A 26,382-nucleotide genomic window follows, 5' to 3' on the forward strand; every position below is an offset into this window, starting at 1 on the left:
CGGTTCAGGGCTCGCTGGTCGCGGGGTCCGGTGACCCGGACTCCACCGACCCGGACTCCACCGACCCGGACTCCACCGTTCCGGACTCCGCCGCCTCGGGCTGCGGCGACTCCGGCACCAGCTGGTAGCCGCCCTCGATCGTCCCGTCCGGGCGGAGCAGGATCTGCGTGTACACCGGGGCGCCGCTGCGGAGCGTCGTACCGCTGACCCGGAGGGGTTCCCCGGCGAAGAACGCCTCCGAGCCGGTGCAGCCGGCGAAGAAGGACGCGTCCGGGCGCTGCACGGCGAGGCACACCGTGGTGCCGTTCGGCTCGGTGATCAGCAGGCGGTCGTTCTCGGCGGTGTCGAACCCGGAGCCGTAGACGACGGCCTCCCCGGCGAGCAGGGCGAGGCCCGGCGGGACGTCGGTGGTCGGCTCCCAGCCCTCGACGAGCGCGGCGAAGCGGTCGGCGGGATCCGCGGAGGCGGTCGGCGGGGCGACGGGGTCCGCGGGCGGAGGGAGGAGGAGCGCGGTGGGGACGATCGCGCCGACCGCGGCTCCGCCGACGATCGCGGCGGCGAGCACGAGGCGGCGGCGGCGGGGGTGCGGCGTCCGCGGGGCCGGCCGGTCGGGGTGCTCGGCGGGCGACTCCGGAGTCCCGGAGCCGGCGGTCGCCGACAGCGGGAGCGCGGTCGCGGGCAGGGGGAGAAGCGAGTCGGTCGCCGTCCAGGGATGCGCCGCGCCCGGCTGTGCCACGGACGGCGCGGCGCCGGTCTGCGCGCCGGACCGCGTCGCTCCGGGAGGCGCGTCCTCCGCCTCCAGCTCGCCGAGCCGTCGCAGCGCCTCGCGCCGCTCGTCCCGGTCGGCGCCGTCGTCGCGGGGTCGGGCCGACAGGATCCGCTCGAGATCCCTGCGCTCGTCGTCCTCGGCCTGCACTCCGTCAGTATGGCGGCGCCGGACACGGGAACGGCCCGCGACCCCCGGGACTCCGCCTTTTCAGCGGTGTCCCGGTGGCCGCGGGCCGTTCCGGTGCGGGCGTCAGCCCGACGGGTTCTCGACCGGGTCGCCCTCGGGGTCGGTGGCCGTCTCGGGGTCGACGTGCTCGGGGTCGGTGGTCTGCGGGTCCTCGGGAGTGTTCTTCTCGGTCATCGGATCCTCCTTGTCGCTGGATGCGGAACGTGCGGACAGATTCCACGCTACGGCGGGAGCTCCGTGGAGCGCGCCCGGTTGACTCCGCCGCCCGGTGTCCGGAACCGAGGCCAGGAGCGGCGGATCCGCCCGAGCGGCCCGTCACGCTGCTTCCGGCCTCGGCTCCGGACGCCGCTCGCCTCAGCCGGCCCCTTCACCCGTGGCAGCCGTGGGCCTCCACCGCAAGGCCTGGCAGCGCTCTGTCGCGATTCGTACGCTGAATCCATCGAGCCGAGGAGCAGCAGCGCCACATGATCCGCACCACCGTCACCATCGAGGGCAAGACCTACGGGCTGTCCCAGGGGACCGACGTCGCCGAGCTGAAGCGGTCGGCGACCGAGGCGACGCAGGCCGGAGGAGGCCTCGTCGACTTCGTGATCGTGGGCAACCGCCAGGTCAGCGTCCTGATCTCGACGGGTGTTCCGGTGATCTTCGAGGAGCTCGAGGTGCCGGACGACGACCGCGACACCGGTGACGTCCACCAGCCGTGGGACGACATCGACTACCTCGACTGACCCCGTCCTCCCGGTCGCGCCGAGTCGCGGCCGGGTCCCAGACGCCTGAGGGGCGCCGCCGGCTGGACCCGGCGTCTCTCGGGCACCTCGTGCCGCGCTACTCCGCGGACTCGCTCTCGGCCAGCTCGCCCTCGACCAGCGTGCGGGCGGCCGAGGCGAGGGCCGAGCGGATGCGCTCCGCCGGCTCCTGCAGCATCGCCGCGATCGCGTCGACGTCGTGGCCGCCGGTGTGCCGGAGCAGCCAGGCCTGGCGCTCGAGCGTCGGCAGGGCGTGCAGGCGGCGGTGGAAGCCCGAGCGCAGCAGGTCGTCCTCGCGGATCGCCGGCGGGGCCTGCTCGGCGCGCTCCATCGCGGAGCCGCTGCGCTGCACGCTCGCGCGTCCGACCTCGGAGCGCATCAGGTCGAGGGCGCCCGTGTCGTCGAGTCCCTGCGGCCGTCCGCTGCGGACGGTGACCGCCGCGTGGCGGAGGGCGGCGCTCGCCGCGGAGTCCGACAGCGTGAGGCGGTAGGCGTACGCGTAGAGGCCGAGGGCGCGGTTCTCGAGGGCGCGGCCGGCGAGCAGCTCGCCCTGCTGCTGCGACTGCGTCATGCCGACGGCGGCGACGGGTCTGTCGTAGGTGGTCACGGTGACTCCTCGGCTCCGCGCGCTCCCGGTCGGGAGACGCGTCGGAGGCGATGCTAGGGAGTCGAGAACGATCGTTCTACCCTTGACTTCTCAGATTCTTTTTCGATGCGTGCGCATGGAAGCGCTTTCCCGACAACCGTCCTGGAAAGTGGAAGCGCTCTCACTCCCGAGCGGAGAGGATGCAGAACTCGTTGCCCTCCGGGTCGGCGAGCACGACCCAGGACTGCTCGCCCTGCCCGACGTCGGACCGCGTCGCCCCCAGGCCGACCAGCCGCGCGACCTCCGCCTCCTGGTCGTCCGGCACGAAATCCAGGTGCAGGCGGTTCTTCACGGTCTTGCGCTCGGGTACGTCGAGGAAGAGGAGGCTCGGCCCGCGGCCCGACGGGGCGAGCAGCTCGATGCCGTCCTCGTCCTCGTCCACGACGTCCCAGCCGAGCGCCTCCTGCCACCAGTGCCCGAGGGTCCGGAAGTCGGTGCAGTCGACGATGATCTCTTCGAGTCGGAGGGCCATGCACCGACGCTAATCGGCGCGGGGCGTGTCGGGGAAGTGCGTCCGGCGGGTCCGCGCGGCGCCGCGGCTCCGTCCGGCCGTGTCGTCCGCGGGACGGGTGCCCGTGCCGGTTCGGCACGACGGCTGGCGGCCGGAGCGGCGTCGCGGCACCCTCGACGCGGGTGCCCCTGCGCCCGGGGACGAGGAGCAGCATGAGCACCGCACGCGAGCAGTGGGAGGCGCGCTACGCCGACTCCGATCGGATCTGGTCGGGCCGCCCGAACGCGACGCTGGTCGGGCTGGTCGGCTCGCTGCCGCCGGGCCGCGCCCTCGACCTCGGCGCCGGCGAGGGGGCGGACGCGCTGTGGCTGGCGTCGCTCGGCTGGCGCGTGACCGGGCTCGACCTCTCCGAGACGGCGCTGGGCCGGGCGCGCGCGGCCGCGGCCGAGCGGGGCGCCGACGTGGACTTCGTGCAGGCCGACCTCGCCGAGGACTGGCCGGTCGTGGAGGAGTTCGACCTGGTGACGGCGAGCTTCCTGCACTCGATGGCCGAGTTCCCGCGGATCGACGTGCTGCGGCGGGCGGCCTCCGTCGTCGCTCCCGGCGGCCGCCTCGCCGTCGTCTCGCACGCCGCACCCCCGCCGTGGGCGAGCGGCGACGACCACCGCCACCGAGCGATGCACCTCGTCGGCCCCGAGGAGGAGCTCGCCGAGCTGGCCCTCGACCCCGCCGAATGGACCGCGGAGCTCGTCGAGACGAGGGAGCGCGCCGTGACCGCTCCCGACGGCACGGCAGCCGTGCTCCTGGACGGCGTGATGCTCCTGCAGCGACGCGGCTGAGCAGGCGCCGCTCGAGGACCCGCGGCCGGGCTAGCGTGGTCCGCGACCCCGACCCCGCAGGAGGCGCCGATGCCGCTCGATCCGTACCTCGCCGCTCGGCTGCCTCTCCTGGCCGGCCTCGCGTATCCGCTCGACGCCGAGCAGGCCGCCCGCATGGCCGCCTTCGAGGAGGATCCGGGGCCCTGGTCGCTGCCCGAGGGGATCGACGTCGTCACGGAGACCGCGTCCGGCCCGCACGGACCGGTCCCGCTGCGCGTGTACTCGCCCGCCGCGCCCGAGCGCGCTCTGCTCTGGGTGCACGGAGGAGGGTTCGCCGCCGGCAGCATCGACATGCGCGAGTCGCACGTCGTCGCGGCGGAGCTCGCCCACCGGGCGGGGGCCCGGGTCGTCTCCGTCGACTACCGGCTCGCCGGCCCCGACGTCCGCTACCCCGTCCCGCTGGACGACGTGCACGCCGCCTGGCGGCACCTCCGCAGCACGGAGTCCGGATCCACGCCCGTCGCGATCGGCGGCGCGAGCGCGGGAGCGGCCCTGGCCCTCGGCGCGGTCCTCCGCGAGCGCGACGCCGGTGCGCGGCTGCCGGAGCACGTGCTCCTGGCCTACCCCTTCGCCCACTTCCCCAACCCCGCCGTCGACGACGCGATCGCGGCCGAGCTGCGTGAGCTGCCGCCCGTCCTCCGCTTTCCTCCGTCGAGCATCGAGGGCATGGTGCGCACCTACCTCGGGCGGATCTCCGACCTCCCCGTCGAGGCGCTGCCCGGCTCCGCGCCGCTGGCGGGTCTGCCTCCGGTCACGGTCCTCGTGAACGAGTACGACGAGCTGCGGGGGTCGGCCGAGCTGCTCCTGCGCCAGCTCGCGGAGGCGGGCGTCTCCGTGACCGGGCACCTGGCCGCCGGCATGCCCCACGGGCACCTCAACCGGACGCCGGCGCTGCCCGAGGTCGACCGCTCGCTGCATCTCTTCGCGGCTCAGCTGCGCGCGATGGGCTGAGGCGCTCGGCCCCGTCCCGTCCCGCTCTGCCCCGCTCAGCTCAGGCGCGGTCCGCACCGTCCCGCTCAGGCGCGGTCGTGCAGGGTGACGTGATAGCCGTCCGGGTCGGCGAAGGTGAAGGTGCGCCCGAACGGGCCGTCGATCGGAGCCGCGACGACGGGGTGCCCGTCGGCGACGAGCGCGTCGTGGATCTCCTGCACGCCGGTCGCGTGCAGCCAGATCGCGGCGCCCACACCGGGGCGGGAGGCGGATTCGAGGTCGGTGCCGGGCGCGAGGTCGCGCAGGGCGAAGGCGATCGGAGTCGTCGTGAAGACGACGGCGTGCGGCGGGCCGGCGGGCGAGCGGACCAGGCCGAGGTACTGCTCGTAGAACGCCTGGGACGCCGCGAGGTCGCGGACCTGGAGCGAGACGAAGTCGGGGCCGGTGACGGGCATGGGGTTCCTCCTCGGTTGTGTCAGCTTTCTGACACACCGGAGCGTATGTCAGAATACTGACATGAGTCAAGACGGCATCGACCTCGAGACCTCGCTCGGCTACCTCCTCAAGGAGGCGTCGAGCGCCCTGCGCGCGGCGATGGAGGCCGTGCTCCGCCCGCTCGGGATGACGGTCACCCACTACTCCTGCCTCGAGCTCCTCGCCCAGCGGCCGGGCCTCTCGAACTCGGAGCTCGCGCGGGGCGCCTTCGTCACCCGGCAGTCGATGAACGTCCTGCTGCAGACTCTGGAGCGCGACGGCGTCGTCACCCGCCCCGACGCGGCTCCCGTCGGCAAGGCGCTCCCCGCCAGGCTCACCGGGCGCGGACGCCGGAGCCTGGCCGAGGCGTCCGCCGCCGTCCGCGGGGTGGAGCTGCGGATGCTGGAGGGGCTCGCGGAGGAGGAGCGGCAGGCGGCGGCGCGCCTGCTCCGCGGGATGATCCGATCGCTGCGGGTGGACGACCGCGCCTGAGGGGCGCTGTTCCGCCGTCTGTAGGAACGGGCGCCGCGCGCTCGCCGGTACGGTCGCGCTCATGGCAGCAGGAGGAGCGGTGCGCCCGCTCGACGTCGGGATCGTCGGCGGCTCGATCGGCGGACTGTTCGCCGCGGCCCTGCTCGTCCGCGACGGGCACCGCGTGACGGTCCTCGAGCGGTCGGCGACGGGCCTGTCGCGGCGGGGCGCCGGGCTGGTGGCCCAGCAGGACCTGATCGACCTCCTGCACGCGATCGGCCGCGACGACGAGGCGCGGGTCGGCGTCGTCGCGCACGAGCGGATCACCCTCGACCGCTCCGGGCGCGTGATCGGCCGCGACCCCTCCCCGCAGACGCAGGTGTCGTGGGACCACCTCTACGACACGCTCCGCTCGCGGATCCCCACCGACCGCTACCTCCTCGGTCACGCCGTCGCCGGGGTGCGCCCCTCGACCGGGACGGACCCGGTCGTCGTCGAGCTGCGCGACGGGAGCGGCCTGGAGTTCGACGTCGTCCTCGGAGCCGACGGCCTCGGATCCGTCGTGCGCGCGGCGGTCGCGCCCGAGGCGCCGGGGAACCGCTACGCCGGCTACTCGACCTGGCGCGGGCTGATCCCGGAGTCGGCGCTCCCCGCCGGGGCCGCGGCGACTCTGCTCGGACGCTTCGCCTTCTACACCGCGCCCGGCGAGCACATGCTCGGCTACCTCGTCCCCGGACCCGCCGGCGAGGTGGAGCCCGGCCGACGGCGCTACAACTGGGTCTGGTACCGGCCCCTCTCCGAGGACGCCCTCCGCGGAGTGATGACGGCGTCCGGCCGTCCGCCGGAGAGCGTGTCCCTCGCGCCCGGCGACCTCGCTCCCGATCTCCGCCGCCGGCTCGAGGAGGACGCGGTCGACCGCCTGCCGCCGCCCTTCGCGGCCTCCGTCCTCGCCGAGCCGCAGCCCTTCCTGCAGGCGATCGTCGACTACGTCCCGCCGCGGACGGTGCGCGGCCGGGTCGCCCTCCTCGGTGACGCCGCCGTGACGGTGCGGCCGCACACGGCCATGGGCGCGGCCAAGGCGGCGGGCGACGCGCTGGCCCTCGCCGCCTCCCTCGCGCGGCACCCGGTCGACGAGGCGCTCCAGCGCTACGAGGCCGAGCGGCTCCCCGTCGGCCGCGCCATCGCCGAGTACGGCAGGCGCGTGGGCCGCTCGATCCCGCTGCTGTCCGAGTGACCGCAGCAGCATGCGCCCGGCCGAACCCGGATCGACGGCGCGAGCCGATCCTCGGTCGGAGCGGACATGGCTCGCGCTCGCCCTTCAGCGTGCAGGGTCCGATGCGCTGCCCGGCGGCGACTCGAAGGGAAGCTGGAACGGGGGTTCGCAGCATCGCATGGTCGCCACCACGTGGCGCCGGCGCGGACGATTGCAGTCGATAGCGACGAATTAGGTTTCGGCTAGAGGTGACTATCATCGGCTAGATGTTGCCTGAGCAGAACCCCTACAGCCCTGGATCCGGTCGGCGGCCGCCCGAGCTCGTTGGTCGGACTGGCGAGCTCGAAGCGTTCGACACGATCCGCGCTCGTGTCACGCATGGAATGAGCGATCGCGGCATCGTCCTCACGGGCCTCCGCGGCGTCGGCAAGACGGTGCTGTTGAACGAGATGCACCGCATGGCGGAGTCGTTCGAGTGGCTCACGGTGCGCCTCGAGGCGCGTCGGGATGAAGGCGGCGCGCGGGCCGTACGGCGTGCCCTGGCTCGAGAGCTCGTCGTGTCCGCTCGCAAGCTCACCCGCTCGAAGCCGACGGCGCTGATGCGAGAAGCACTCGGCACGATCTCCTCGTTCAATGCGAAGGTCGGTGCAACGGGGATCGAACTCGGAGTCGCACTCAACGACGGACGTGCCGACTCCGGCGACGCTGAAGTCGACCTCCTCGAGCTCGTCGAAGACGTTTCCACCGCTCTGGGGGAGCGTCGTCGTGCCTTCGGTGTGTTCGTCGATGAGATGCAGGACCTCGATGCGGAGACGATGGGTGCGCTCATCGCCGCTCAGCATGCGGCGAACCAGCGGGAGTGGCCGTTCTACATCATCGCCGCCGGCCTCCCGAATCTCCCCCGTGTCCTCACCGAGACGCGTTCGTACGCCGAGCGCCTCTTCAACTACCGACAGATAGGCACCTTCTCTCGCGACGATGCGGCGCACGCTCTCCGAGAGCCCGCGGAGCGGCTCGGCGCTGAGTTCGCTCCCGATGCGCTCGAGATTCTCCTCGAAGCCGCAGGCGGCTACCCGTACTTCATTCAGGAGTACGGGCAGGCCGCATGGAACCTCTCCAGTCGTCTTGTCACTCTGGCCGACGCCACGGCAGCAGTGCAGTACGGGACCGAACAGCTCGATGCCGGATTCTTCCGCTCACGATGGCAGCGAGCCACGCGCTCAGAGCGACGAATGCTCCGCGCCATGGCAGCCGACGGTGAGGGACCCTCCTCCACCGCTCTCGTCACGCAGCGAATGGGTATCCCGACAACCAGCCTCGGGCCCTACCGTGCCGCGCTCATCAGCAAAGGACTGGTCTACTCACCCGAGCACGGCCAGATCGCCTTCACGGTCCCCGGCATGGCTGGATACGTCGACCGCCACCACGAGGACCTCGACGACGGGAGCCCGAGCGTCTGAAGTCGACCAGACGTCTCCTCTCTCAAGGGCTCGGAGTCCGGTCGCGTACGGGACGTCGCAGAACAGTAGGCCTGGGGAGGCATCAAGACGGAGAACCAGGGACGGCCCTGATCTTCCGGCTGGTCTCCTCAGGTGAGCCGAGGTCCGTGCTCGTCACGAGTTCATCCGCCGCCCCCGCCTGGCCGCTCCCCGCCGTCCGCCGCGCGTCCCTTGCTCCTCGACCGCGGAGACGGCACCCTCGGGTGACGGCCCACGGCGAAGGAGACGCATGGACGACGACGGACTCCTGGCTGCGCTGCTGCGGGGACGGCCGGCGACGCTGGCCGACGCGGCGGAGCTGACCCACATCGACGAGGCCGAGGTCGCCGCGGCGATCGAGCGGCTCCGCGGCCGGGGGCTCATGGGCGGCGAGGGCGAGCAGCTCGACTTCCCGGCGCCGATGGAGTGGGCGGCCGCGGCCATCGCCCGGCACACGGAGTCGGCGCGGCGGGCGGGCAGGGAGTCCCTGGACGGGATCGAGCGCGTCGTCGCGGGCCTGCCGATGCTGCTCGGCGCCTGGCGGGTCGGCGAGGACACGTCGGATCCCGTGCCGACCCTCCTCCGCCACGGGCCGCACGCCTCCGAGGACCTCTGGTTCGACCTGGTGCGCCGCGACTCCGGCTCGCTCGTGGCGGTGCTCCCGAACGTGGAGCGTTTCCTCGATCCGCCGACGGAGCGGGCGATCCGCTTCGGGCACGCGCTCGCGGCGAAGGACCGGGTGCGCGTCATCATGCCGGCCGCCGGCGCGCGCGACCCGCGGGTGCTCGCCCGGGTGGAGGCGTACCAGGCGGCGGGCGTCGAGTACCGGCTCCTCGAGAGCCCGCCGAGCTGGTTCTGGGTCGACGGCGACCACCTCGCCGTCCCGTTCGAGTGGGGCGAGACGAAGCCGACCAGCGTGCTCGGCGTGCGCCATGCGGCGCTGGCCGGGCTGGTCGAGTCGTACTTCGAGGTCCTCTGGCGGCAGGCCGCTCCGATCGGCGCCGTCGACCAGAGCTGGCTGCCGCTGCTCCGGCTGATGCGCCAGGGCGTCACGCTCGAGACCGCGTCGCACCGGCTCGGCATGAATCCGCGGACCGGCCGCCGCCGCGTGGCCGCCGCGATGGAGCACTACGGAGTGGCGACGCTCTTCGCGCTCGGCACGGCGTGGGCGGCGGACTCGCGCACCCGCGACGGCGACGCCGGTGCCGGAGAGCCGGTGCTCGTCGATCCGGAGGCGCTCGAGCCGGGAGCGCTGGACGACGGCGAGATCGACCTCGCCGAGACGGTGCCGCGCGATTGAGCTCCCGCGGGACCGAGCCGTGCGGCCGACCCCTCGACGCCTTCGGGTGGCCCTGAGGAGTCGGCCGATGCGCCCGCCCGGGCACCCCTCCAGTGTCCGGACGTGACCACGGCGGGGACAAGAGCCTGTAGCGGACACGTCCGGAAGAGGACATCGCACCCGGGAACGGATCGCCGGCGCTGCCGCTCCGGGGTGGGCGCGTGCCAGGCTTGCCGCATGGATCTCGAGGTGCGGCCGGGGCTCGTCGTCCCCACATCGGAGCTGCAGTGGCGGTTCTCGCGCTCCTCCGGGCCCGGCGGGCAGCACGTGAACACCTCCGACAGCCGCGTGCAGCTCACCTGGAGCGTCGAGGAGTCGACGGCCCTCTCGGACGAGCAGCGCTCGCGCCTGCTCGAGCGCCTCGGGAGGCGGCTCGTCTCCGGGGCGGTCACCGTCACGGTGGCGCAGGAGCGCTCGCAGCTGCGCAACCGCGAGACGGCCCTCGAGCTGCTCCGCGGGATCATCACCGCGGCCCTCGCGCCGCCCTCCGCCCCGCGGCGCCCGACCCGGCCCACGCGCGGCTCCACCCGCCGGCGGCTCGCCGCGAAGCAGCAGCGCTCCGAGACGAAGCAGCAGCGCCGGCGGCCGCCCGGCGACTGAGCGGAGCCGCGGGGCCCGCCTGGCGGTTGCGCGGGGTCGCAGGGTCCGCCCGCACACTGCGCGGCGCCGCGGACCCCGATCGCGCCCGACCCGGCTCAGGGAGTGAAGAACGCCTCGATCGCCGCGGTCAGGGCGACCAGGTCGTCCACGTGGGCGAGCTCGCGCGCCGAGTGCATCGAGAGCAGCGGCACTCCCACGTCGACCGTGGAGATGCCGAGCCGGGTCGCGGTCAGCGGGCCGATCGTGGATCCGCACGGCACCGAGTTGTTCGAGACGAACTCCTGGTACCCGACCCCGGCGCGCTCGCAGACGCCCGCCCACAGCGCCGCGCCGCGCGCATCCGTCGCGTAGCGCTGCGTCGCGTTGATCTTGAGCAGCGGCCCCTTCCCGGCGACCGGCTGGTTCGACGGGTCGTGCTTCTCGGAGTAGTTGGGGTGCACGGAGTGGCCGGCGTCGGCCGACAGGCACCAGGAGGCGGCGATCGCCCGGGCGCGCTCGTCGACGCCGGCGCCGAGGGCCGTGCCGATGCGCGAGAGGACGTCCTCGAGGAACGGCCCGCTCGCTCCGGAACGGCTCGCCGAGCCGAGCTCCTCGTGGTCGAAGGCGGCGAGCACGCTGATGTGCGCGGGCGGCGCCGCGGGATCGGCGCTCGCCGCGAGGAGTGCGACGAGGCCGGCGTGCACGGAGCTGAGGTCGTCCATCCGCCCGGCGGCGAGGAACATCTCGTCGAGGCCGAAGCGGCGCGGCGCCTGCGTGTCGGCGGTGAGCAGGTCGTAGCCGGCGATGTCGGAGGCGTCGTCGAGCCCGGCGTGCGCGGCGAGCAGCTGGAGCAGGTCGACCTCGGAGGCGTCGCCGACGCCGAACACGGGGACGGTGTGCTTCTGGCGGTCGAGGGTGAGTCCCTCGTTCGCCGTGCGGTCGAGGTGGATCGCGAGCTGCGGGATGCGCAGCAGCGGGCCGGTCCGGAGCAGGCGCGTCGAGCCGTCGCGGGTGACCACGCGCCCGGCCAGCTCGAGCTCGCGGTCGAGCCAGGAGTTGAGCAGCGGGCCGCCGTAGATCTCGACGCCGGCCTGCAGCCAGCCCTTCGAGCCGATCGTCGGCCGGGGCTTGAGCATGAAGCCGGGGGAGTCGGTGTGGGCGCCCAGGATGCGGAAGGGCGTGGTCGCCCCGGAGCCCTTGGGCAGGTGCCAGGCGATGATCGCGCCGTCGCGGACGACGTAGTACCGGCCGGGCCCCGCGGGCCACGCCTGCGTCTCGTCCAGCCCCGTGAATCCGGCTCCCTCGAGGCGCCGTGCCGCCTCGGCGGCCGCGTGGTACGAGGAGGGGGAGGCGGTCAGGAACTCGGCGAAGTCGGCGATGTGGTCGTCACGCGTGGTCATCCCTCCAGTGAAGCACGCGGCGCGGCCGGGACGGGGAGGGTGCCGGGGGAGCCCCTGCGGCGGCCGTCACGGCCGGGCAGGGGCACCCCGGGGCGGAGGGTCAGCGCCGGGTCAGGTCGACGTCGGCCTCCGCGGCGATCGCCTTGATCAGCGCCGAGGCGTTCTCCCCGCCGAAGCCGGCGGCCATCGCCTCGTCGATGTAGTGGCGGGCCGTCGCGACGCCGGGGACGGGCGCACCGACGCTGTCCGCGTAGGTCTGGATCAGCCCCGCGTCCTTCTGCATCAGCGCGAGGGCGAAGGACGGCGAGTAGTCGCCGGCGACAGCCTGCTCGACCCGCTGCGGGCGTCGCACTTCCCCGTTCGAGTCCGCGACGGCCGAGGACGCGGTCATCACGGACGCGGAGTTCAAGTCAGTTGCCGCGGATCTGATGAACATCCGCAGCACGATCGGGTACGTCTCGAGCAACCTCAACCAGCTCGCCCCTCGGTGGCGCCAGCGGGCGAGGGCTGATGCGCAGAAGTTGTGCGCGGGAAGAGGTGCTGAACCGCTCGTCGCCGCGTGAGGAGGGGGCGACGAGCGGTTCAGCGCTGGTCTTTCGGGTGTCGTCAGCGCACGACTCCGTCGATCTCGAAGCTGTCGAAGCTGCCGGCGAGGTACGGGTCGGGGAACTGTGACTTGCCGAGGAAGTTGCCGCTGGTGCGGCCTAGGTCCTTCGGAGCGAGCGGCATGGCGGTGTTCTGCCCGACCTGCACTTCGTTGGCGAAGATCGTTCCCGTCGTCGTGCCGTTCGTATTCGCCTTGAAGGTCACCTTGATGTCGGTCCACTGCCCAGCGGGCATCGTGAAGTTCGTCGAGATCCGTGTCTCCGCTCCATTACCGGAGGTCGTGAGGGCGAGCCCTAGCTTCCCGTCAGTCGACTTCGGCGTGAGGAACACGTACTTCTGGGTGCTGCTGCCGAAGTCGAACAGCCGGCTGAAGGTGGAGATCGAATCGACCTTCACCCTCATCGAGATGGTCAGGTCCTTCGAGCGTGACAGGATGTCCGACGGCAGCTGGGCGAAGGCCCCGTCGCTTCCGTTCAGCCGCAGCACGCTCGCCGTGCCGTCGGTGGCGGTTGCCGCCGTCCCCTTGAGCGCGAGCGCGTTGCCGTTGCCGGAGGCGTCGGGGACGGTGCCGTTCGACGATGAGTCGAAGGTGTAGGTCACCCAGTCGGCCGGGAGCGGCTGCAGGGCTTGAACGGTCACGGACACCGTGTCGGTGGTCGCAAGGACGCCGTCGCTTGCCCGGAGTGCGAACACGTAGCTGCCGGCGGTACTCACCGACGCAGACGTGCGGCGAGCAGTCGGCGACGCGAAGGTCGCGGTGGCACCGGCAGGAGCAGACTGCACGCTCCACTGCGTCGTCAGGGTTCCGTTCGGCGAGCCGAGTCCGTCGTCGGAGGCGGATCCGCTGAGCTGGATCGGATCGAGTCCGAGGGACAGCCCGGCCTGGTCGGGTCCGGCGTTGACGGTCGGCGCCGCATTCGCGCCCGGGGCGGTCGAGACCAGGTGGACGATGTACGTGCTGCCGGCGGGCGCATCGAACGGGACGCGGACCGGCGCGGGAAGCGTTCCCGCGAGAGAGGCGGGCCGGTAGACGTTGACGGTGCGCTGGCGCACGCCGTTCACGATGACCGCGTAGCTGCCCTGCGCGAGGCCGCTGACCTCAGCGATGCCGGAGTGTGCGGTGCCGGTGCGGTTGAGCATGTCCAGGCGCAGGTCGGCGCTGTTCGAGCCGACGATCGCCTGCGAGTAGGCGTCGTTCTCGAGGTCGACCGACAGCTGCTGGGTCACCAGGTTGAGGCGGCGCTGCAGGCCGTCCTTCGGGATGACGGTGGTGGAGTAGGCGTCCCGCGAGACGTCCGCTCCGTATCCGACGACTCCGAAGATCGGGTCATCGGTGACGACGTCGGCGCTGAGGGTCTGCAGGGTGCCCCACAGTCCGAGATCGCTCTCGCCGGTCATGCCCCGCCAGCCGTTGTTCAGCTTGACGTTCGCGCCTCCGCCGACCCCGAGGGTGCCGAGGTTGCCGCGCTCGGCCTGGTACGACCACGATGCGGCTCCGATGTTGGCCGGCGCGTTGCTGATCTGGCCGGAGTTGATGGTCGCGAGTCCTGCGACCTTGCCGGCGTAGTTCAGGCGCTGCAGCTCGGCGCGGCGCGCGGCGGTGATGGCCGTGGTTCCGGTCTCGAGTGCTGCGGTGTGGTTGATGTAGTCGTCCATCGTGTAGCCGGCGAGGGAGGCGCTGTACTGGAACTGCCACCAGTTCTCGCCCGTGATGGTGGTGGGGTCGGAGTACCAGTACCAGACGGGCATGCGTCCGCGGGCGGCCTCCGTCTTGGCGACGATGTCGCGCATGACGCGCAGGGCGTTCGTCTTGTCGTCGTTCACATTGAGCTTGGCGAGGGTGTAGACCGCCTCCTCCCCCGTGTTGTCGTAGCTGTACTCGGAGCCGTAGGGGTAGGCGTTGGAGGAGAAGTTGGCGTACTTGATCGCCATCTTCGCTTCGATGTCGTTGGCCTGCGTGTCCAGTCCCTCGGCGCGCAATGCGGCGATGAGATCGGGTGTCGAGAGCTCACCCATGAGTCCGGTCTCCCAGTTGTAGGCGACGGGTCCCTCGTAGAGCTCCTTGAAGATCCCGTAGGCCGTCGTCAGGTACCACTGAGCGGGGTGGGCGTAGGCGATCGCGGAGGGGTTCTGCTTGGCGATGTTGTACATGCCGAAGAACGTGTTGTAGACGTGCGGGTAGGCGTAGCCGCGGTAGCCGGGCGTGGTGTTCAGGCTGCCGGGCTTCCCCTGCTCCCAGAAGTCGTAGACGGTGTACTTCGGCGCGGCGCTGGGCGACGTGTTCCCCATCAGGTTCTCCCAGACGGCCTTCTGGAGGTAGTCGTCGAGGGCCTTGATCTGGGTGGCGTCGGGCAGGGCGACGAGCTTCTCCGCAAGGAACTGGCCGTGCGGGAGTCCCCAGTCGTCGCCGAGCCCGTAGTAGCCGGCGTACTCGTTGCGGCGGCCCTGAGGGGCGTTCGTCGTGGTGGCGAGGCTGCCGTCGGGGGCGTTCATCATCCAGTCGTCGAAGGTGTAGTTGCGGATGTCGCTCGCGGAGAGTCCGTCGGACGGCTTCCACTGGGTCTTCTCGACCATGAACTTCGCATGCGTGTCGAGGAGTCCCGCGACACTGTCGATCACGGAGAACTGGAGGACGGACTGCCGCGCGGCGCCGGTCTGGTCCGTGTACGAGACGGTGACGTCGTTGGCGCCCAGCTGCGTGCGGTCGAAGGTCATCCCGTAGATCCGGTAGTCGCCGTTGCTCCGGGAGAACGTCACGACGGGGTTCGTGGGCGCTGACCCCTTGAGGTCGTTGCGGTTGCGCGCGGTGACTGACGTGATGGTGCCCTTGATCCGGAACGCCATCTCTGCGCGCCGGTCGATGGGCACGATGAGTCCGGGGACGACCGTGGTGTCGAGCAGCCCTCGATCGAACATCGTCTGCTTGAGTGCTGCGTCGTCATCGACCTTGCCGATGCGATAGGTGTAGCTCTTCGTCGCGCCCGGCGCGATGGCGACACTGGTGGAGCTGAGGTAGCCGCGGTTGGTCTTCTGGATCGCGGTGGAGTGCGGGTAGTAGATGTTGAGGCCCTTGATGTTCGAGCTCTCGTTCGCCGAGTTCCAGGCCCAGGAGGTGTTGCCGACTTCCTCGGTGCGCCAGCGGTCCTGGTACTCGAAGCCGGAGCCGGATGCGGTGTCGGCGGTCATGGCGATGAACGGGCCCTGGCCGCTGGGACGCTCGAGAGTGACGTAGGAGCCGTTCTTACCCACGTAGGAGTGTGTGAGGACCCGGGTCTCGTAGATCGAGTCGCCCTGCCTCCATAGCTCGTTGCCGGGAACGGGGACACCCCAGTCGCCGATGACGAGCTGCGTGGCCGCGGTGTTCTTGACGTCCTGCTTCCAGACCAGGGAGCCGTCGGAGGCGAGAGAGTACGTCTCGGTGACGGTGAAGCCCTTCACGCCTTCCGCGTTGGTGGAGTTCTGGTGGGTGACCGTCACACTGCTCGACGTCGCCGAGACGGTGCGGCCGTCGGCCGACTGGGAGGTCCACGCGGTCTTCCAGGGGTTCGCGCCGACACCGGTGGTCGACACTGCTCCCGTGCCGTTCGCGTAGGAGAACATCAGGTTCCCGAACCACTGGCGGTACTTGCTGTTCGTCTCGCGGGCCTGCTCCGGAGCGCTGTCCGGGTTCATCAGGTATTCGGTGTCGTGTAGGTCGCCGACGATCTTGAGCGACTGCATCGACCCGTCCGCGGCGAAGCTCGCGCGGATCTTGTCGGAGGCGAGCGTGTAGGGGTAGCTGGTGGCGGCGTCGGCGGTCTGGCCGACCACCACCGATCCTGCTGCGGCGATGACGCCGATCGTGAGTGCCGCGAGCAGCCGAGAGGCTCTGCGTGAGAGGAGGGACATGTCCTGCCTTCTTCGTCGAAGTGCGGATGCGGTGACCGGCGGCCGCCGCAGAGGAGCGAGGATCCGCCCGGCGGTGGGAGCTCGCCCGGGAATCAGGAGTGGTTCACGGGAAGCCAGATGCGCATCGACACGGGACCTCGGGATCCCCACGACCGGTACGGGGTGAGCGCCACGGTCAACGGCCGTCGGTGCGGGGTTCGAGGGATTCTGGAGAAGGGCCATTCGTGCTCGTCGCGTTCGGCGACGCTGCCGGCGAGCGTCACACGCCCCTCTCGTGCGATCGGGACCGCTCCGGCGTCCAGGGCGATGTCGTCGACGTGGGCGCCGGCGGGGAGGTCGACGGACTCGAGGCAGAGGATGTCCGGTCCGTGCTGGACGGCGACGGTGCCGCGGGTGGCATCGATCCTCTCGTCGGGCTGCACGAGGACGGGTTCGAAGGGGAGGTCGAGTTCGATCCGGTCGCCGACGCGGAAACGCCGTTCGAGGTGGAGCGTGCCGTGGAACGGTCCGGTCGGCGTCTCGGCAGCATCCCCGTCGGCGGAGACGACGACGACGTCCGCGTTCGTCGCCCAGGTCGGGATCCGCAGCGTCAGAGTCCACGGCTCGACGGGTGTGCGCGTGATGGTCACGGCGACTCGCCCCCGCTCCGGCAGGTCGCTGGAGACCTCCATCGAGACGTCTCCCTGGAGGAGAGCGGCGGAGATCGTGGCGGACGCGTACTGGTGCAGCTGCACACCCTTCGCATCGGTGGTGGCGAGGTAGCCGGACAGCGAGGCGAAGGTGCGGGCGAGGTTGTTGGGGCAGCAGGCGACGTCGAACCACGCCGCCCGCTGACTGGAGTCCGCGCGCTTGGACTGCTCCTCCGGGGAGGACGCGACGCCCGGCTCGCGCCGGTGGAGGGTGTTCGCGTAGAAGAAGGAGCGGCCGTCCTCGGACACGGCGGTGGCGATGATGTTGTGCAGAGTGCGTTCGATCAGGTCCGCGTAGCGCGGGCGGCCGGTGGCGAGCAGCAACCTCCACGAGAGCATGATCGAGCCCACGCCGGCGCAGGTCTCGCAGTACGCGCGGTCGTTGGGTAGCTCGAAGTCGGCGCCGAACGCCTCGTCCTGGTGATGCGAGCCCATTCCACCGGTGATGTAGGTCCGGCGTGCGACTGTGGCCTCCCACTGCCGCTCGACGATCGCGAGCAGCTCGGCGTCATCAGTGTCCACGGCGACGTCGACCACCGCGGACGTGAGGTAGAGGGCGCGCACCGCGTGTCCGCGGAGGACCTTGGCCTCGCGGATCGGGACGTCGTCCTGGAAGTAGGCGCGACCGAACTCGACGTCTTCCAGGCTCTGGTGACCGCGGCGGTCCAAGAACACGCGGGCTTGCTCGAGGTAGCGCTCCTCCCCCGTGGCGCGGGCGAACTCCGTGAGCGCGACCTCGATCTCCGGATGTCCGCAGACCGTCTGGCGGCCGTCCGCCCCGAACTCCGAGCAGATGTGGTCGGCGAGACGGCGCGCGGCCTGCGTGAACCCGTCCTCACCGTGGGTGCGCAGTCGCGCGACCGCGGCCTGGAGGAGGTGTCCGGCGTTGTACAGCTCATGGCCCCACTCGAGGTCGCTGTAACGCTCAGCCTGACCGTGCCGGCCGAAGCGGGTGCCGAGATAGCCGTCGCTCTCCTGCGCACTGACGATGCGGGCGGTGAGAGCGCGGATGATCGATTCGGTCTCCGGGTCCTCACGTCCGGCGGTGTGCCAGCAGAGCCCTTCGAGGGTCTTGTAGACCTCGGAGTCGGCGAACTCGCGTCCGCGACGGCCTTCGGCGAGTCCGCCCCCGACGGCGAGCTCGAAATTGCGCAGCCATCCGGCGCGCTCCAGCCAGCCGAGGTTGTGCTCGAAGGTGGCGGTCGCGTTGACGGCGACCCGACGTCCCCAGAACCCCTCCGGGTCCAGCTGGACCCGGTCGATGGCGAGGGGTGTCAGGGTCCCGGCGGCCGGGTCAACGGGCAGGGCTGGGGAGAAGGTCATGACGGGATCTTTCAAGAGTGGCGCGGGACGAGAGGAAGGACGACTGCTACTTGACGCTGCCGACGGCGAGGCCCTCACGCAGCAGCCGGAACGACAGCACGTAGACGGCCAGCAGCGGCAGCGAGGAGATGACCGCGAGAGCCATCAGCCCGGGCCAGTCGATCCCGTACCCCGACGTCTGCTGCGCGATGAGAGCGCTGATCGGGTAGTTGACCGGAGAGAGGAAGAGGTTGATCGCGAAGAGGAACTCGCCCCAGGCGACGAGGAAGATCAGCGAGCCGACCGTCGCCATGCCGTTTCGAACGATCGGGACGACGACGGCGAAGAAGGTGCGCAGCCGACCGGCCCCGTCGATGGAGGCGGCCTCTTCGATGGCGTCGGGCACCGCGGCGAAGAACGGTCGCAGCAGCAGCACGGCCCACGGCAGCAACATCGCCGTATCGGCGAGGACGAGACCGGCGGTGGTGTCCAGAAGACCGAGCCTGCTGAAGATCGCGAACAGAGGGATGATGCTCGCCGTCTGCGGCACCATCTGCAGGAAGATCAGCAGCCCGAGGACGAGACCGGCGACGACGCCGTCGACGCGGCGCAGCGCGTAGGCGAACGGGACGCCGAGCGCGAGCACCAGTGCAGTGGTCCCGAGGGCGATCTGCGCCGACTGGGCGAGCGCCGTCGCGAGGGCGGGGTTCGCGAGCGCCTCCGCATAGGCGTCGAAGGAGGGCGCCGAGAGGATCGCTCCGCCGACCACGTCGCCCTGGCGCTTGAGGGAGGTGAGCACGATCCAGACAAGGGGCAGCCCGTACAGGACGTAGAGCACCACGCGGACGGTGAAGGCGACCGGCTCCCGGGTGGGGTACGGTCGCGCGACGCGGGTCGCAGCGCCGCCTCGCAGGCGGGTCAGGGGGGCGGTGAGGGTGCTCATCAGGACTCGCTCCTGGTCGATCGGACGTAGACGACGGCGAGGACCGCCACGATGGCGAGGGCGATGATGCCCGTCGCGGAACCCAGTCCGTAGTCGTGCTGGACGAAGGCCTGGGAGTAGCTGAGGTAGGGCAGCGTGGACGTCGCGTCTCCGGGGCCGCCGGCGGTCATCACGTAGATGAAGTCGAAGCTGCGGAAGGCGTAGACGACGGTCAGGATCGCCAGGATGACGGCGGTCGGCCGCGCCGCGGGGATGAGGATGCTCCGGATCTCCTGCCAGCGGCTCGCGCCGTCGACCGAGGCCGCCTCGAGGATCTCGGGGTCGATGCCCAGCAGAGCCGACCGGAAGACCAGCGCGTTGAAGGGGATGACGGCCCAGGCGTTCACGATCGCGACCGAGAGCAGCGCGAACCTCGCGTCGTAGAGGAAGGGGACGCCCTCCGCCGAGAGGCCGGTCGCCCGCACGAGCGTGTTGACCAGACCCTGATCGGCGAGGAGGAACTTCCAGATGCTGCCGTTCACCACGGGCGGCATGGCCCAGATGAACACCATCATGCCGAGCAGGAACGAGCTGCCCAGGCGGGACGAGCGCAGAGCGATCGCCGCGCCGAGGCCTCCGACGACACCGACGACGGTCACGAGGAGCACGAAGGCGGCCGTCCTCAGCGTGGCTCCTCCGAGCTCGGACCCCTCGAGCAGCGCAAGGAAGTTGCTCGCGCCGATGAACGGCCAGGCGCCGTTGAGCGTCCCGGAGCTGACTTCGCTGACGCTCATCCTCAGCAGCAGGTAGATGGGGTAGAGCGACAGCGCCGCGAGCAGCACCCCTCCCGGGGCGGCGAAGCCGAGGCGGCCGCGTCGGGCCCCTGGCCGCCTCCGGGTCGTGGTCGAGGTGCTGCTCACGGTCGCTCCGTTCGTCGGTGGTGAGGGACTACTGCGCGAGCAGCGGGGTGAGGGTGGTCATCAGATCGCTCGAGAGCTGTTCGGGTGACCCGTTGCCCGCCACGGCGGCACTCCACGATTCACCGACCGTCTGCAGGACCTTCGCGACGTTCTCCGAGGGGATCGCGGGGTCGGGGGAGGTGTGACCGTTGTCCTGCAGGATCGTCGCGAACTGCGAGAGGACCGGATCGCTCCCGACCTTCTCGTCCGCGGCGGCGTCCGCTCGCGACGGAATGGATCCGAATGCGTCGAGCAGCGTCAGCTGGCCCTTCTTCGAGAAGAACTCCTGCTCGAGGTACTCCTGCGCGAGCTCCTTGTTCTTGGAGAACGCGCCGACGTTCTGCACCTCGCCGCCGAGATACACGGAGCCCTTGTCGCCGACCGGGATCGGGACGACGCCGTACTCGAAGGATGCGTCCTTCTTCGCGGAGGCGATCTGCCAGTTGCCGTTCACTGCGAAGGCCGTGTTGCCGGCCTCGAACTGCTGGAAGGGGACCGTCTGGTCCCAGGTCGCCGCTTCCTTGGTGAGGTACCCCTTCGCGGTCCAGTCCTGGACCATCCCGAAGGCGTCCTCGAGGGGCTCCTGCTCGGGGGTCGTGTAGTCCCAGCCTGCCCGCGAGAGCCACGGGAACGCCTGCCACTCGCCCTCGGAGTTCGCCTTGCCGGTCAGGGTGATCCCGTCCTTGCCGGCTGCCTTCGCGAGGGCCAGGTCGGCCTCGAGCTCGTCGAAGGTGGTCGGGGGCTGCACGCCGAGCTCGGTGAGGATGTCCTGGTTGTACCAGAGGCCGATCAGGTTCACGAAGCCCTGCACGCCCATGACGTCGTCGCCGACCTTCTGGACGACGGCGTCGGGGAACTGGCCGGCGTCGGCGTACTCGTTCCACCAGTCGTTCATCGGCTCGATCGCCTTCGCCTCGGTGAGCGTGTAGGTGTCGGCCGCGTTGTAGACGACCACGTCCGGACCCGTCCCGGTTCCGGCAGCCTGCACGAGCTTGTTCGTCAGCTGATCGAACGGGACGTAGACGTTCTCGACCTGCACGCCGTCGTGAGTCGACTCGAAGTCCGACGCGAGGTCGTCGAGGCCGGCCGTCTGTCCGTCGACGGAGTAGTAGTGCCAGACCGTCAAGGTGTCGCCGCCGTTCCCGGCCGAGGCACCTCCCGCGGACGACGGCGTGCAACCGCTGAGAAGAAGGGCCGCAGTCGCGGCTGTGATCGCTGCGACGATGCTGATCCGGGTGCTGTGACGCCTCACGACGTGCCTCGCTTTCACTGTCTTCATTGACTCGGCCACCTGGTGCAGGCATTTCATCGATGAAATCGAGGACCGCTGTCGGCGATAGTAGAGCCGCCGGGCCGACCCCGTCAACATTCGACACCATCCCTTTCGGATCGCGGTGTGCTGGTCGAGGCGTGCATACTGTGCGCACCAGTTCATCGATGAAACGGAATGGCCATGACCTCGCACCCCGTCCACCGAGCGCACGGCATCGTGCACCCCGCCTTCACGGTCGGGACGATCGATCCGCGGCTCTTCGGATCGTTCGTGGAGCACCTGGGCCGAGGCGTGTACGGCGGCCTGCTCGATCCTTCGCACGAGAGTGCCGACGCCGACGGATTCCGCACCGACGTCCTCGCGCTCGTCGAGGAGCTCGGAGTCACGACCGTCCGCTACCCGGGCGGCAACTTCGTCTCGGCGTACGACTGGCGCGACGGCATCGGTCCGGTCGAGAATCGTCCCGTCCGGCTCGATCCGGCCTGGCACACCGTCGAGCCGAATCGCTTCGGGATCGACGAGTTCGTCCGCTGGTGCCGGGCGGCGCGCGTCGAGCCGATGATGGCGCTGAATCTCGGGACCGACGGAATCCGCTCGGCCCTGCACCTGCTGGAGTACGCGAACCACCCCGGCGGCACCACTCTCTCGGACGAGCGGCGCGCGAACGGCGCCGACGAGGCGCACGACATCCGGCTCTGGTGCATCGGCAACGAGATGGACGGGCCGTGGCAGATCGGCCATCTCAGCGCCGGCGAGTACGGGCGCCTCGCCGCCCGCACCGCCGCCGCCATGCGCGCACTCGACCCCGACCTCGAACTGATCGTCTGCGGCAGCTCGAACGACCGGATGGCCACCTTCGGAGCCTGGGAGCAGGAGGTGCTGCTGCACACGGTCGAGCACGTCGACTTCGTCTCGTGCCACCAGTACTTCCGCTACGACGGCGACCTCTCCGCGTTCCTCGCCTCCGGCGTCGCCATGGACCGCTTCATCACCGCCATCGCCGACACGATCGGACAGGTCCGAGCACAGAGGCGATCAGAGCGTCCGATCGCCATCTCCTTCGACGAGTGGAACGTGTGGGACTTCGTCGCACACGATGAACGAGTCGCCGGAGGGCTCGAATGGGAGGAGGCGCCCCGACTCCTCGAGGACCGCTACACGGCAGCGGACGCCGTCGTCGTAGGCGACATGCTCATCAGCATGATCAACAGAGCCGACATCGTCCGTGCAGCGAGCATGGCTCAGCTGGTGAACGTCATCGGTCCGATCATGACCGAACCGGACGGCCCCGCCTGGCGGCAGAGCACCTTCTGGCCGTTCGCCCAGGCGCGGCGCTCCGCCGGCGCGACCGCGCTCCGGACCGTCGTCGAGGCGGACAGCACGGGAGCGGGCGATGACTCCGCTCCCGTCCTCGCCTTCGCCGCAGCGGCGCACGCCGACGGCTCGCTCGACCTGATGATCGTCAACCGCGCGACCGACGGCGTCACGGACACCACGGTCGACCTCACGTCGTTCCCCACCCTCACGGTGACAGAGGCACTGATCCTCCGACACGAGGACCCCTTCGCGACGAACTCGGCGGAGCTCCCCGACACCGTCACTCCGCGGCCCCTCGCCGTAGCGCTGACCGACGGCGTCCTCTCGCTCCGGATCCCCGCCATCGCCTGGGTGACCGTGCGCCTCTCGCCGACCGTCGACCTGGGATGATCGGGGAACGCTCATGGGAGGGATGATGCCGATGCCGCGATCGCGAACCCGCCCGGTGACCATGGCCGATGTCGGCGCTGCTGCAGGCGTCACCGCTCGCACGGTCTCCAACGTGCTCAGCGGCAACGCCAACGTCAGACCCGAGACCCGCGATCTCGTCCTCAAGGCAGTCCGCGATCTCGGATACCAACTCAACGTCTCCGCGCGCGGACTGCGCACCGGCCAGACCGGGCTCATCACCCTCGCGATCCCGGATCTCGCGATCGAGTACTTCGGCCAGCTCGCGACGGTCATCATGTCGGAGGCCGAGCGGCACGGCTGGACCGTGATCATCCAGCAGACCGGAGCGCGCCGAGACGCCGAGATCGCCGTCCTCTCCGGCTCCAGCCGCCAGCTGTCGGACGGACTGATCTTCCAGCCTCACGCACTCGGCCCCGGAGACGAGAAAGTACTCGTCGGGGACCGCCCACTCGTTCTCCTGGGCGACAGGATCTTCGACGGCCCGGTCGATCACGTGACCATGGCGAACACAGCCGCCGCGGCCACCGCCACGCAGTACCTGATCGACCGCCAACACCGGCGCATCGCCGCGATCGGCAGCAACCCCGCCGGCGGATCCGTCAGCGCCGCAGCACTCCGCTTGGACGGATACCGCGGTGCCCTCGAGGCGAACGCGATCCCGTTCGACCCCGCCCTCGTCGCGGTCGCCACCGAGTGGCACCACGCCGACGGCGCCGTCGCGATGACGCAGCTGCTCGACTCCCGCGTCCCTCTGGACGCCGTCTTCTGCTTCAACGACACCCTGGCCTTCGGGGCACTGCACGCACTGCACGTTCGCGGCATCCGCGTACCGGAGGACATCGCCGTCGTCGGCTTCGACAACGTCACCGCCGCCGCCTACGCGATACCCGCCCTCACCACGATCGATCCCGGCAGCCGCCAGATCGCCAAGACGGCCGTCGACCTCCTCGCTCAGCGCATCCGGAACGGCCCTCCGGCGCACCCGAGCGAGATCGTCGTCGAGCACTCGCTCATCTCCCGCCGCAGCGCGTAGCACAAGCACATTCGTCAGCGACGAGCCGGTCCGCGCCCGAGAACACGTCTGGCTTTGATCGCTGCGACCTTCTCCTTCGTGCCCTCGTACCAGGGAACGGTGCGCAGCAGCGCGGCGCGGGAGCCGGTGGAGAGCATCACGGCGCGGCCGCGGGGCATCGCTCCGAGCTCGTCCACGGTCAGGATCCGCTCGCGCTTCAACGCGATCGAGGTCGAGCGGACGCCCTTGTTATAGCTGGCGGAGGTCGTTTCGCGGTCGTAGTCACCGACGAGCTCGGAGACGTTCTGCAGGAAGTCGTTCTCCTTGACGCTGCCGAGGTAGAGGAACGCGTTCGATGCGCTCCACAGCTTCAACATGCCCTCCTTGCCCCGTGCCGCTCATCCAGGCGTCGATCCTCCCGCCCGACGGCAGGCGCGCCTAGCCGCGAAGCCCGCGTCTCTGCGGGACGGAGGCGCCGTCGTTCCCGCGGCGGGACGGCGCTCGTCACTCCTGTGGTGGAAGCGCGCCCGTCACTCCTGCGCGCCCGTCACTCCTGCTCAGCCGCCGCGAGGGCGCGGTCGAGCCAGTCCGCGAGCAGCAGGCGCTCCGCGGGCGTGAGACCAACGAGCTCCGGTGCGAGGGCCCGGACGCCGACGAGGGCGGTGAGCCGCCCGCCGTCGCCGGGGGAGGGCGGGTCGGCGAGGATCCCCGCGAGCACGCTGTCGAGCGCGGCGTCGGCGAGACCGGGGTCGCGGTCGGCGGCGGGGGTGGAGAGCAGGGTGGTGACCACGCCGGTGCCCGCCGCCTGGATGAGGCCGACGGCGCGCTCCTCCGGCACGCGGAGGCGGCCCTCGGCGGCCACTCGCTGCACGCGGGCGGCGAGGACCCGCCGCCCGGAGAGGGCGGCCGGCGATCCGGAGGCGCGGCCCGGATCGCTGAGGAGGCGGAAGAGCGCGGGGTTGGCCAGGCCGAACTCCACCTGCGCGGCCCAGCCCGAGCGCAGGTCCTCGACCGGGTCGACACCGCCGGCGACGGCCGCTTCGACCGTCCGCGCCTTGGAGTCGACCCAGGTGGCCAGCACGTGCTCCGCGACCGCCTCGAGCAGGCCGTCCTTGTCGCCGAAGAGGCGGTAGATCGCCGGGGCCTGCAGCCCGGCCGCCTGGGCGACCGCTCGCGTGGTGACGGCGGCGGGGCCCTCATCGCGGAGGAGGCCGGCGGCCGCCTCGACGAGGCGCAGGCGCGTGTCGGTCGGAGGAGTGGGGCTGGTCACGTATCGACGGTAGCGCACTGTTGCTATCAAGGGAATTCCGTGGTTATCTTCCTCGTGGTATCGCTGATACCCCTCATCGGAAGGCTCTCCCCGTGATCATCGTGACCGGTGCCACCGGCGCTCTGAACGGCGCCACCGTCGACCACCTCCTCGACTCCGTTCCCGCCTCCGGGATCGCCGTCGTCGCCCGCGACGCCTCGAAGGCCGCCCGCTTCGCGGAGCGCGGAGTGGAGGTGCGCGTCGGCGACTACGCCGACCCCGCCTCCCTCCCGGCCGCCTTCGACGGAGCGGATCAGCTGCTCCTCGTCTCCTCGAGCGACCCGCGGGCCGACGCCGTCGCCCTGCACCGCACCGCCGTCGAGGCGGCCGTCGCGGCCGGAGTCGGACGGGTCCTCTACACGAGCCACCAGGGCGCCGCCGCCGACACCCCCTTCGGCCCGGGCCGGGACCACGCGGCGACCGAGCGCCTGCTCGCCGAGTCCGGACTCGCCTGGACGTCGCTCCGCAACGGCTTCTACGCGCACAGCCTGGGTCTGTTCCTCGGACCGTGGCGGGAGACCGGCGTGATCGAGGTCCCCTCGGACGGTCGCGTCTCGTGGACGGCCCGCGAGGACGAGTCGGAGGCGGCCGCCCGGCTCCTCCTCTCGGGGAGCCCGCAGGACGGGCCGATCATGCTGACCGCGACGGAGGCTCCGACGTTCGAGGAGATCGCCGGGATCGCGGCCGAGGTCGGCGGGCGGCCCGTCGAGCTGCGCGTCCTCGGCGACGACGAGTGGGTCGCCGCGCGCGTCGCGGCGGGTCAGTCCGAGTTCCTCGTGCGCTTCACCCTCGGGATGCACCGGGCGGCCGAGCGCGGCTTCTTCGCGGGCACCGGCCCCGAGCTCGGGCGCCTCCTCGGACGCGAGCCGCGCAGCGTCCGCGACCTGCTCGAAGCCGGGCAGGCAGCCGTCGCCGGATGACGCCGGGCGGGCCGCCCCGGGCCCGCCCGCGTGACGAGGCGCCGCGCCGTCCGTCGAAGCGCGGCCGAGGCGGCGGCGTCTCAACGTCAGGGCGGTTTCCCGGCTCCCCCCCCCCCCCCCCCCCCCCCCCCCCGCCCCCCCCCCCCCCCCCCCGCCCCCCCGCCCCCCCCCCCCGCCCCCCCGCCCGCCCCCGCCGGCGCCCCCGCCGCCGCGG

The 26,382-nt window shown here is 71.4% G+C and carries 24 protein-coding genes; 11 read left to right on the forward strand and 13 right to left on the reverse strand.

Features of this window, described 5'->3' with window-relative positions; genetic code table 11:
* Positions 1-4: 4 nt before the first annotated feature.
* Positions 5-916: a hypothetical protein gene (locus tag C5C71_RS12225; RefSeq protein WP_104337781.1), complete on the reverse strand. Its 912-nt coding sequence runs from the start codon at positions 914-916 to the stop codon at positions 5-7.
* 503 nt (positions 917-1,419) lie between these two features.
* Here C5C71_RS12225 and C5C71_RS12230 point away from each other — a divergent pair.
* Positions 1,420-1,683 (forward strand): hypothetical protein, encoded by a 264-nt coding sequence (locus C5C71_RS12230; protein ID WP_104224053.1) that lies wholly within the window; start codon positions 1,420-1,422, stop codon positions 1,681-1,683.
* A 97-nt stretch (positions 1,684-1,780) separates the two neighbouring features.
* Here the strand turns inward: C5C71_RS12230 and C5C71_RS12235 are convergent, their stop codons facing one another.
* Entirely contained in the window at positions 1,781-2,308 is a 528-nt protein-coding gene (locus C5C71_RS12235) for a sigma-70 family RNA polymerase sigma factor (RefSeq protein WP_104247238.1), read from the reverse strand.
* Between the two features lie 160 nt (positions 2,309-2,468).
* Positions 2,469-2,819 carry a VOC family protein gene (locus C5C71_RS12240; protein WP_104224051.1) on the reverse strand — a complete coding sequence of 117 codons (351 nt, stop codon included), beginning with the start codon at positions 2,817-2,819 and terminating at the stop codon, positions 2,469-2,471.
* Between the two features lie 191 nt (positions 2,820-3,010).
* Here C5C71_RS12240 and C5C71_RS12245 point away from each other — a divergent pair, with 191 nt between their 5' ends.
* Together C5C71_RS12245 and C5C71_RS12250 are read left to right on the forward strand one after the other, a co-directional pair.
* Complete coding sequence (locus C5C71_RS12245; protein WP_104337782.1) at positions 3,011-3,637, forward strand: class I SAM-dependent methyltransferase; 627 nt, start codon at positions 3,011-3,013, stop codon at positions 3,635-3,637.
* A 69-nt stretch (positions 3,638-3,706) separates the two neighbouring features.
* A complete protein-coding gene (locus tag C5C71_RS12250; RefSeq protein ID WP_104337783.1) occupies positions 3,707-4,627 on the forward strand; it encodes an alpha/beta hydrolase in 921 nt (306 codons plus the stop codon).
* Between the two features lie 65 nt (positions 4,628-4,692).
* Here C5C71_RS12250 and C5C71_RS12255 read toward each other — a convergent pair whose 3' ends face one another.
* Entirely contained in the window at positions 4,693-5,061 is a 369-nt protein-coding gene (locus C5C71_RS12255; RefSeq protein ID WP_104263258.1) for a VOC family protein, read from the reverse strand.
* A gap of 61 nt (positions 5,062-5,122) precedes the next feature.
* On the opposite strand from C5C71_RS12255, the gene C5C71_RS12260 reads away from it, so the two are divergent.
* The 5 genes from C5C71_RS12260 (at position 5,123) to arfB (ending at position 10,181) form a co-directional block, all read left to right on the forward strand.
* Positions 5,123-5,572: a MarR family winged helix-turn-helix transcriptional regulator gene (locus C5C71_RS12260; protein WP_104263257.1), complete on the forward strand. Its 450-nt coding sequence runs from the start codon at positions 5,123-5,125 to the stop codon at positions 5,570-5,572.
* A gap of 61 nt (positions 5,573-5,633) precedes the next feature.
* A complete protein-coding gene (locus tag C5C71_RS12265; protein ID WP_219813894.1) occupies positions 5,634-6,785 on the forward strand; it encodes an FAD-dependent monooxygenase in 1,152 nt (383 codons plus the stop codon).
* A 245-nt stretch (positions 6,786-7,030) separates the two neighbouring features.
* On the forward strand, positions 7,031-8,224 hold the full coding sequence (locus C5C71_RS12270; RefSeq protein WP_104225860.1) for an ATP-binding protein: 1,194 nt from the start codon (positions 7,031-7,033) through the stop codon (positions 8,222-8,224).
* Positions 8,225-8,492: 268 nt separating this feature from the next.
* On the forward strand, positions 8,493-9,542 hold the full coding sequence (locus C5C71_RS12275; RefSeq protein WP_104337784.1) for a hypothetical protein: 1,050 nt from the start codon (positions 8,493-8,495) through the stop codon (positions 9,540-9,542).
* 216 nt (positions 9,543-9,758) lie between these two features.
* On the forward strand, positions 9,759-10,181 hold the full coding sequence (gene arfB, locus C5C71_RS12280; protein ID WP_104273698.1) for an alternative ribosome rescue aminoacyl-tRNA hydrolase ArfB: 423 nt from the start codon (positions 9,759-9,761) through the stop codon (positions 10,179-10,181).
* Between the two features lie 95 nt (positions 10,182-10,276).
* On the opposite strand, the gene C5C71_RS12285 is transcribed toward arfB, so the two are convergent.
* From C5C71_RS12285 to C5C71_RS12315, 7 genes are all read right to left on the reverse strand, one after another.
* Entirely contained in the window at positions 10,277-11,560 is a 1,284-nt protein-coding gene (locus C5C71_RS12285) for a M18 family aminopeptidase (RefSeq protein WP_104337785.1), read from the reverse strand.
* A 100-nt stretch (positions 11,561-11,660) separates the two neighbouring features.
* Positions 11,661-12,032 (reverse strand): NAD-binding protein, encoded by a 372-nt coding sequence (locus C5C71_RS12290; RefSeq protein ID WP_181065706.1) that lies wholly within the window; start codon positions 12,030-12,032, stop codon positions 11,661-11,663.
* A 134-nt stretch (positions 12,033-12,166) separates the two neighbouring features.
* Complete coding sequence (locus C5C71_RS12295) at positions 12,167-16,054, reverse strand: DUF5695 domain-containing protein (RefSeq protein WP_104337786.1); 3,888 nt, start codon at positions 16,052-16,054, stop codon at positions 12,167-12,169.
* 92 nt (positions 16,055-16,146) lie between these two features.
* Entirely contained in the window at positions 16,147-18,066 is a 1,920-nt protein-coding gene (locus C5C71_RS12300; protein WP_104225865.1) for a glycoside hydrolase family 127 protein, read from the reverse strand.
* Between the two features lie 46 nt (positions 18,067-18,112).
* Positions 18,113-18,988 (reverse strand): carbohydrate ABC transporter permease, encoded by an 876-nt coding sequence (locus C5C71_RS12305; protein ID WP_104337787.1) that lies wholly within the window; start codon positions 18,986-18,988, stop codon positions 18,113-18,115.
* Complete coding sequence (locus C5C71_RS12310; RefSeq protein ID WP_146084463.1) at positions 18,988-19,887, reverse strand: carbohydrate ABC transporter permease; 900 nt, start codon at positions 19,885-19,887, stop codon at positions 18,988-18,990. The genes C5C71_RS12305 and C5C71_RS12310 overlap by 1 nt, the downstream gene beginning before the upstream one ends.
* A gap of 28 nt (positions 19,888-19,915) precedes the next feature.
* Positions 19,916-21,052, reverse strand: coding sequence for an extracellular solute-binding protein (locus C5C71_RS12315; RefSeq protein ID WP_181065707.1), 1,137 nt, complete (start codon positions 21,050-21,052; stop codon positions 19,916-19,918).
* Positions 21,053-21,379: 327 nt separating this feature from the next.
* Between C5C71_RS12315 and C5C71_RS12320 the strand changes: the two genes are divergently transcribed.
* Positions 21,380-22,906, forward strand: coding sequence for an alpha-N-arabinofuranosidase (locus tag C5C71_RS12320; protein WP_104337793.1), 1,527 nt, complete (start codon positions 21,380-21,382; stop codon positions 22,904-22,906).
* Positions 22,907-22,937: 31 nt separating this feature from the next.
* Positions 22,938-23,960, forward strand: coding sequence for a LacI family DNA-binding transcriptional regulator (locus tag C5C71_RS12325; RefSeq protein WP_104224058.1), 1,023 nt, complete (start codon positions 22,938-22,940; stop codon positions 23,958-23,960).
* A 14-nt stretch (positions 23,961-23,974) separates the two neighbouring features.
* On the opposite strand, the gene C5C71_RS12330 is transcribed toward C5C71_RS12325, so the two are convergent.
* Positions 23,975-24,316 carry a TraM recognition domain-containing protein gene (locus C5C71_RS12330; protein WP_104337790.1) on the reverse strand — a complete coding sequence of 114 codons (342 nt, stop codon included), beginning with the start codon at positions 24,314-24,316 and terminating at the stop codon, positions 23,975-23,977.
* Positions 24,317-24,486: 170 nt separating this feature from the next.
* Positions 24,487-25,209 (reverse strand): TetR/AcrR family transcriptional regulator, encoded by a 723-nt coding sequence (locus C5C71_RS12335; RefSeq protein ID WP_104337791.1) that lies wholly within the window; start codon positions 25,207-25,209, stop codon positions 24,487-24,489.
* Between the two features lie 92 nt (positions 25,210-25,301).
* Here C5C71_RS12335 and C5C71_RS12340 point away from each other — a divergent pair, with 92 nt between their 5' ends.
* Positions 25,302-26,168: an NAD(P)H-binding protein gene (locus C5C71_RS12340; protein ID WP_104337792.1), complete on the forward strand. Its 867-nt coding sequence runs from the start codon at positions 25,302-25,304 to the stop codon at positions 26,166-26,168.
* Positions 26,169-26,382 lie beyond the last annotated feature (214 nt).

It is taken from the genome of Rathayibacter sp. AY1C1 (genome assembly GCF_002932105.1).
GTDB lineage: Bacteria > Actinomycetota > Actinomycetes > Actinomycetales > Microbacteriaceae > Rathayibacter.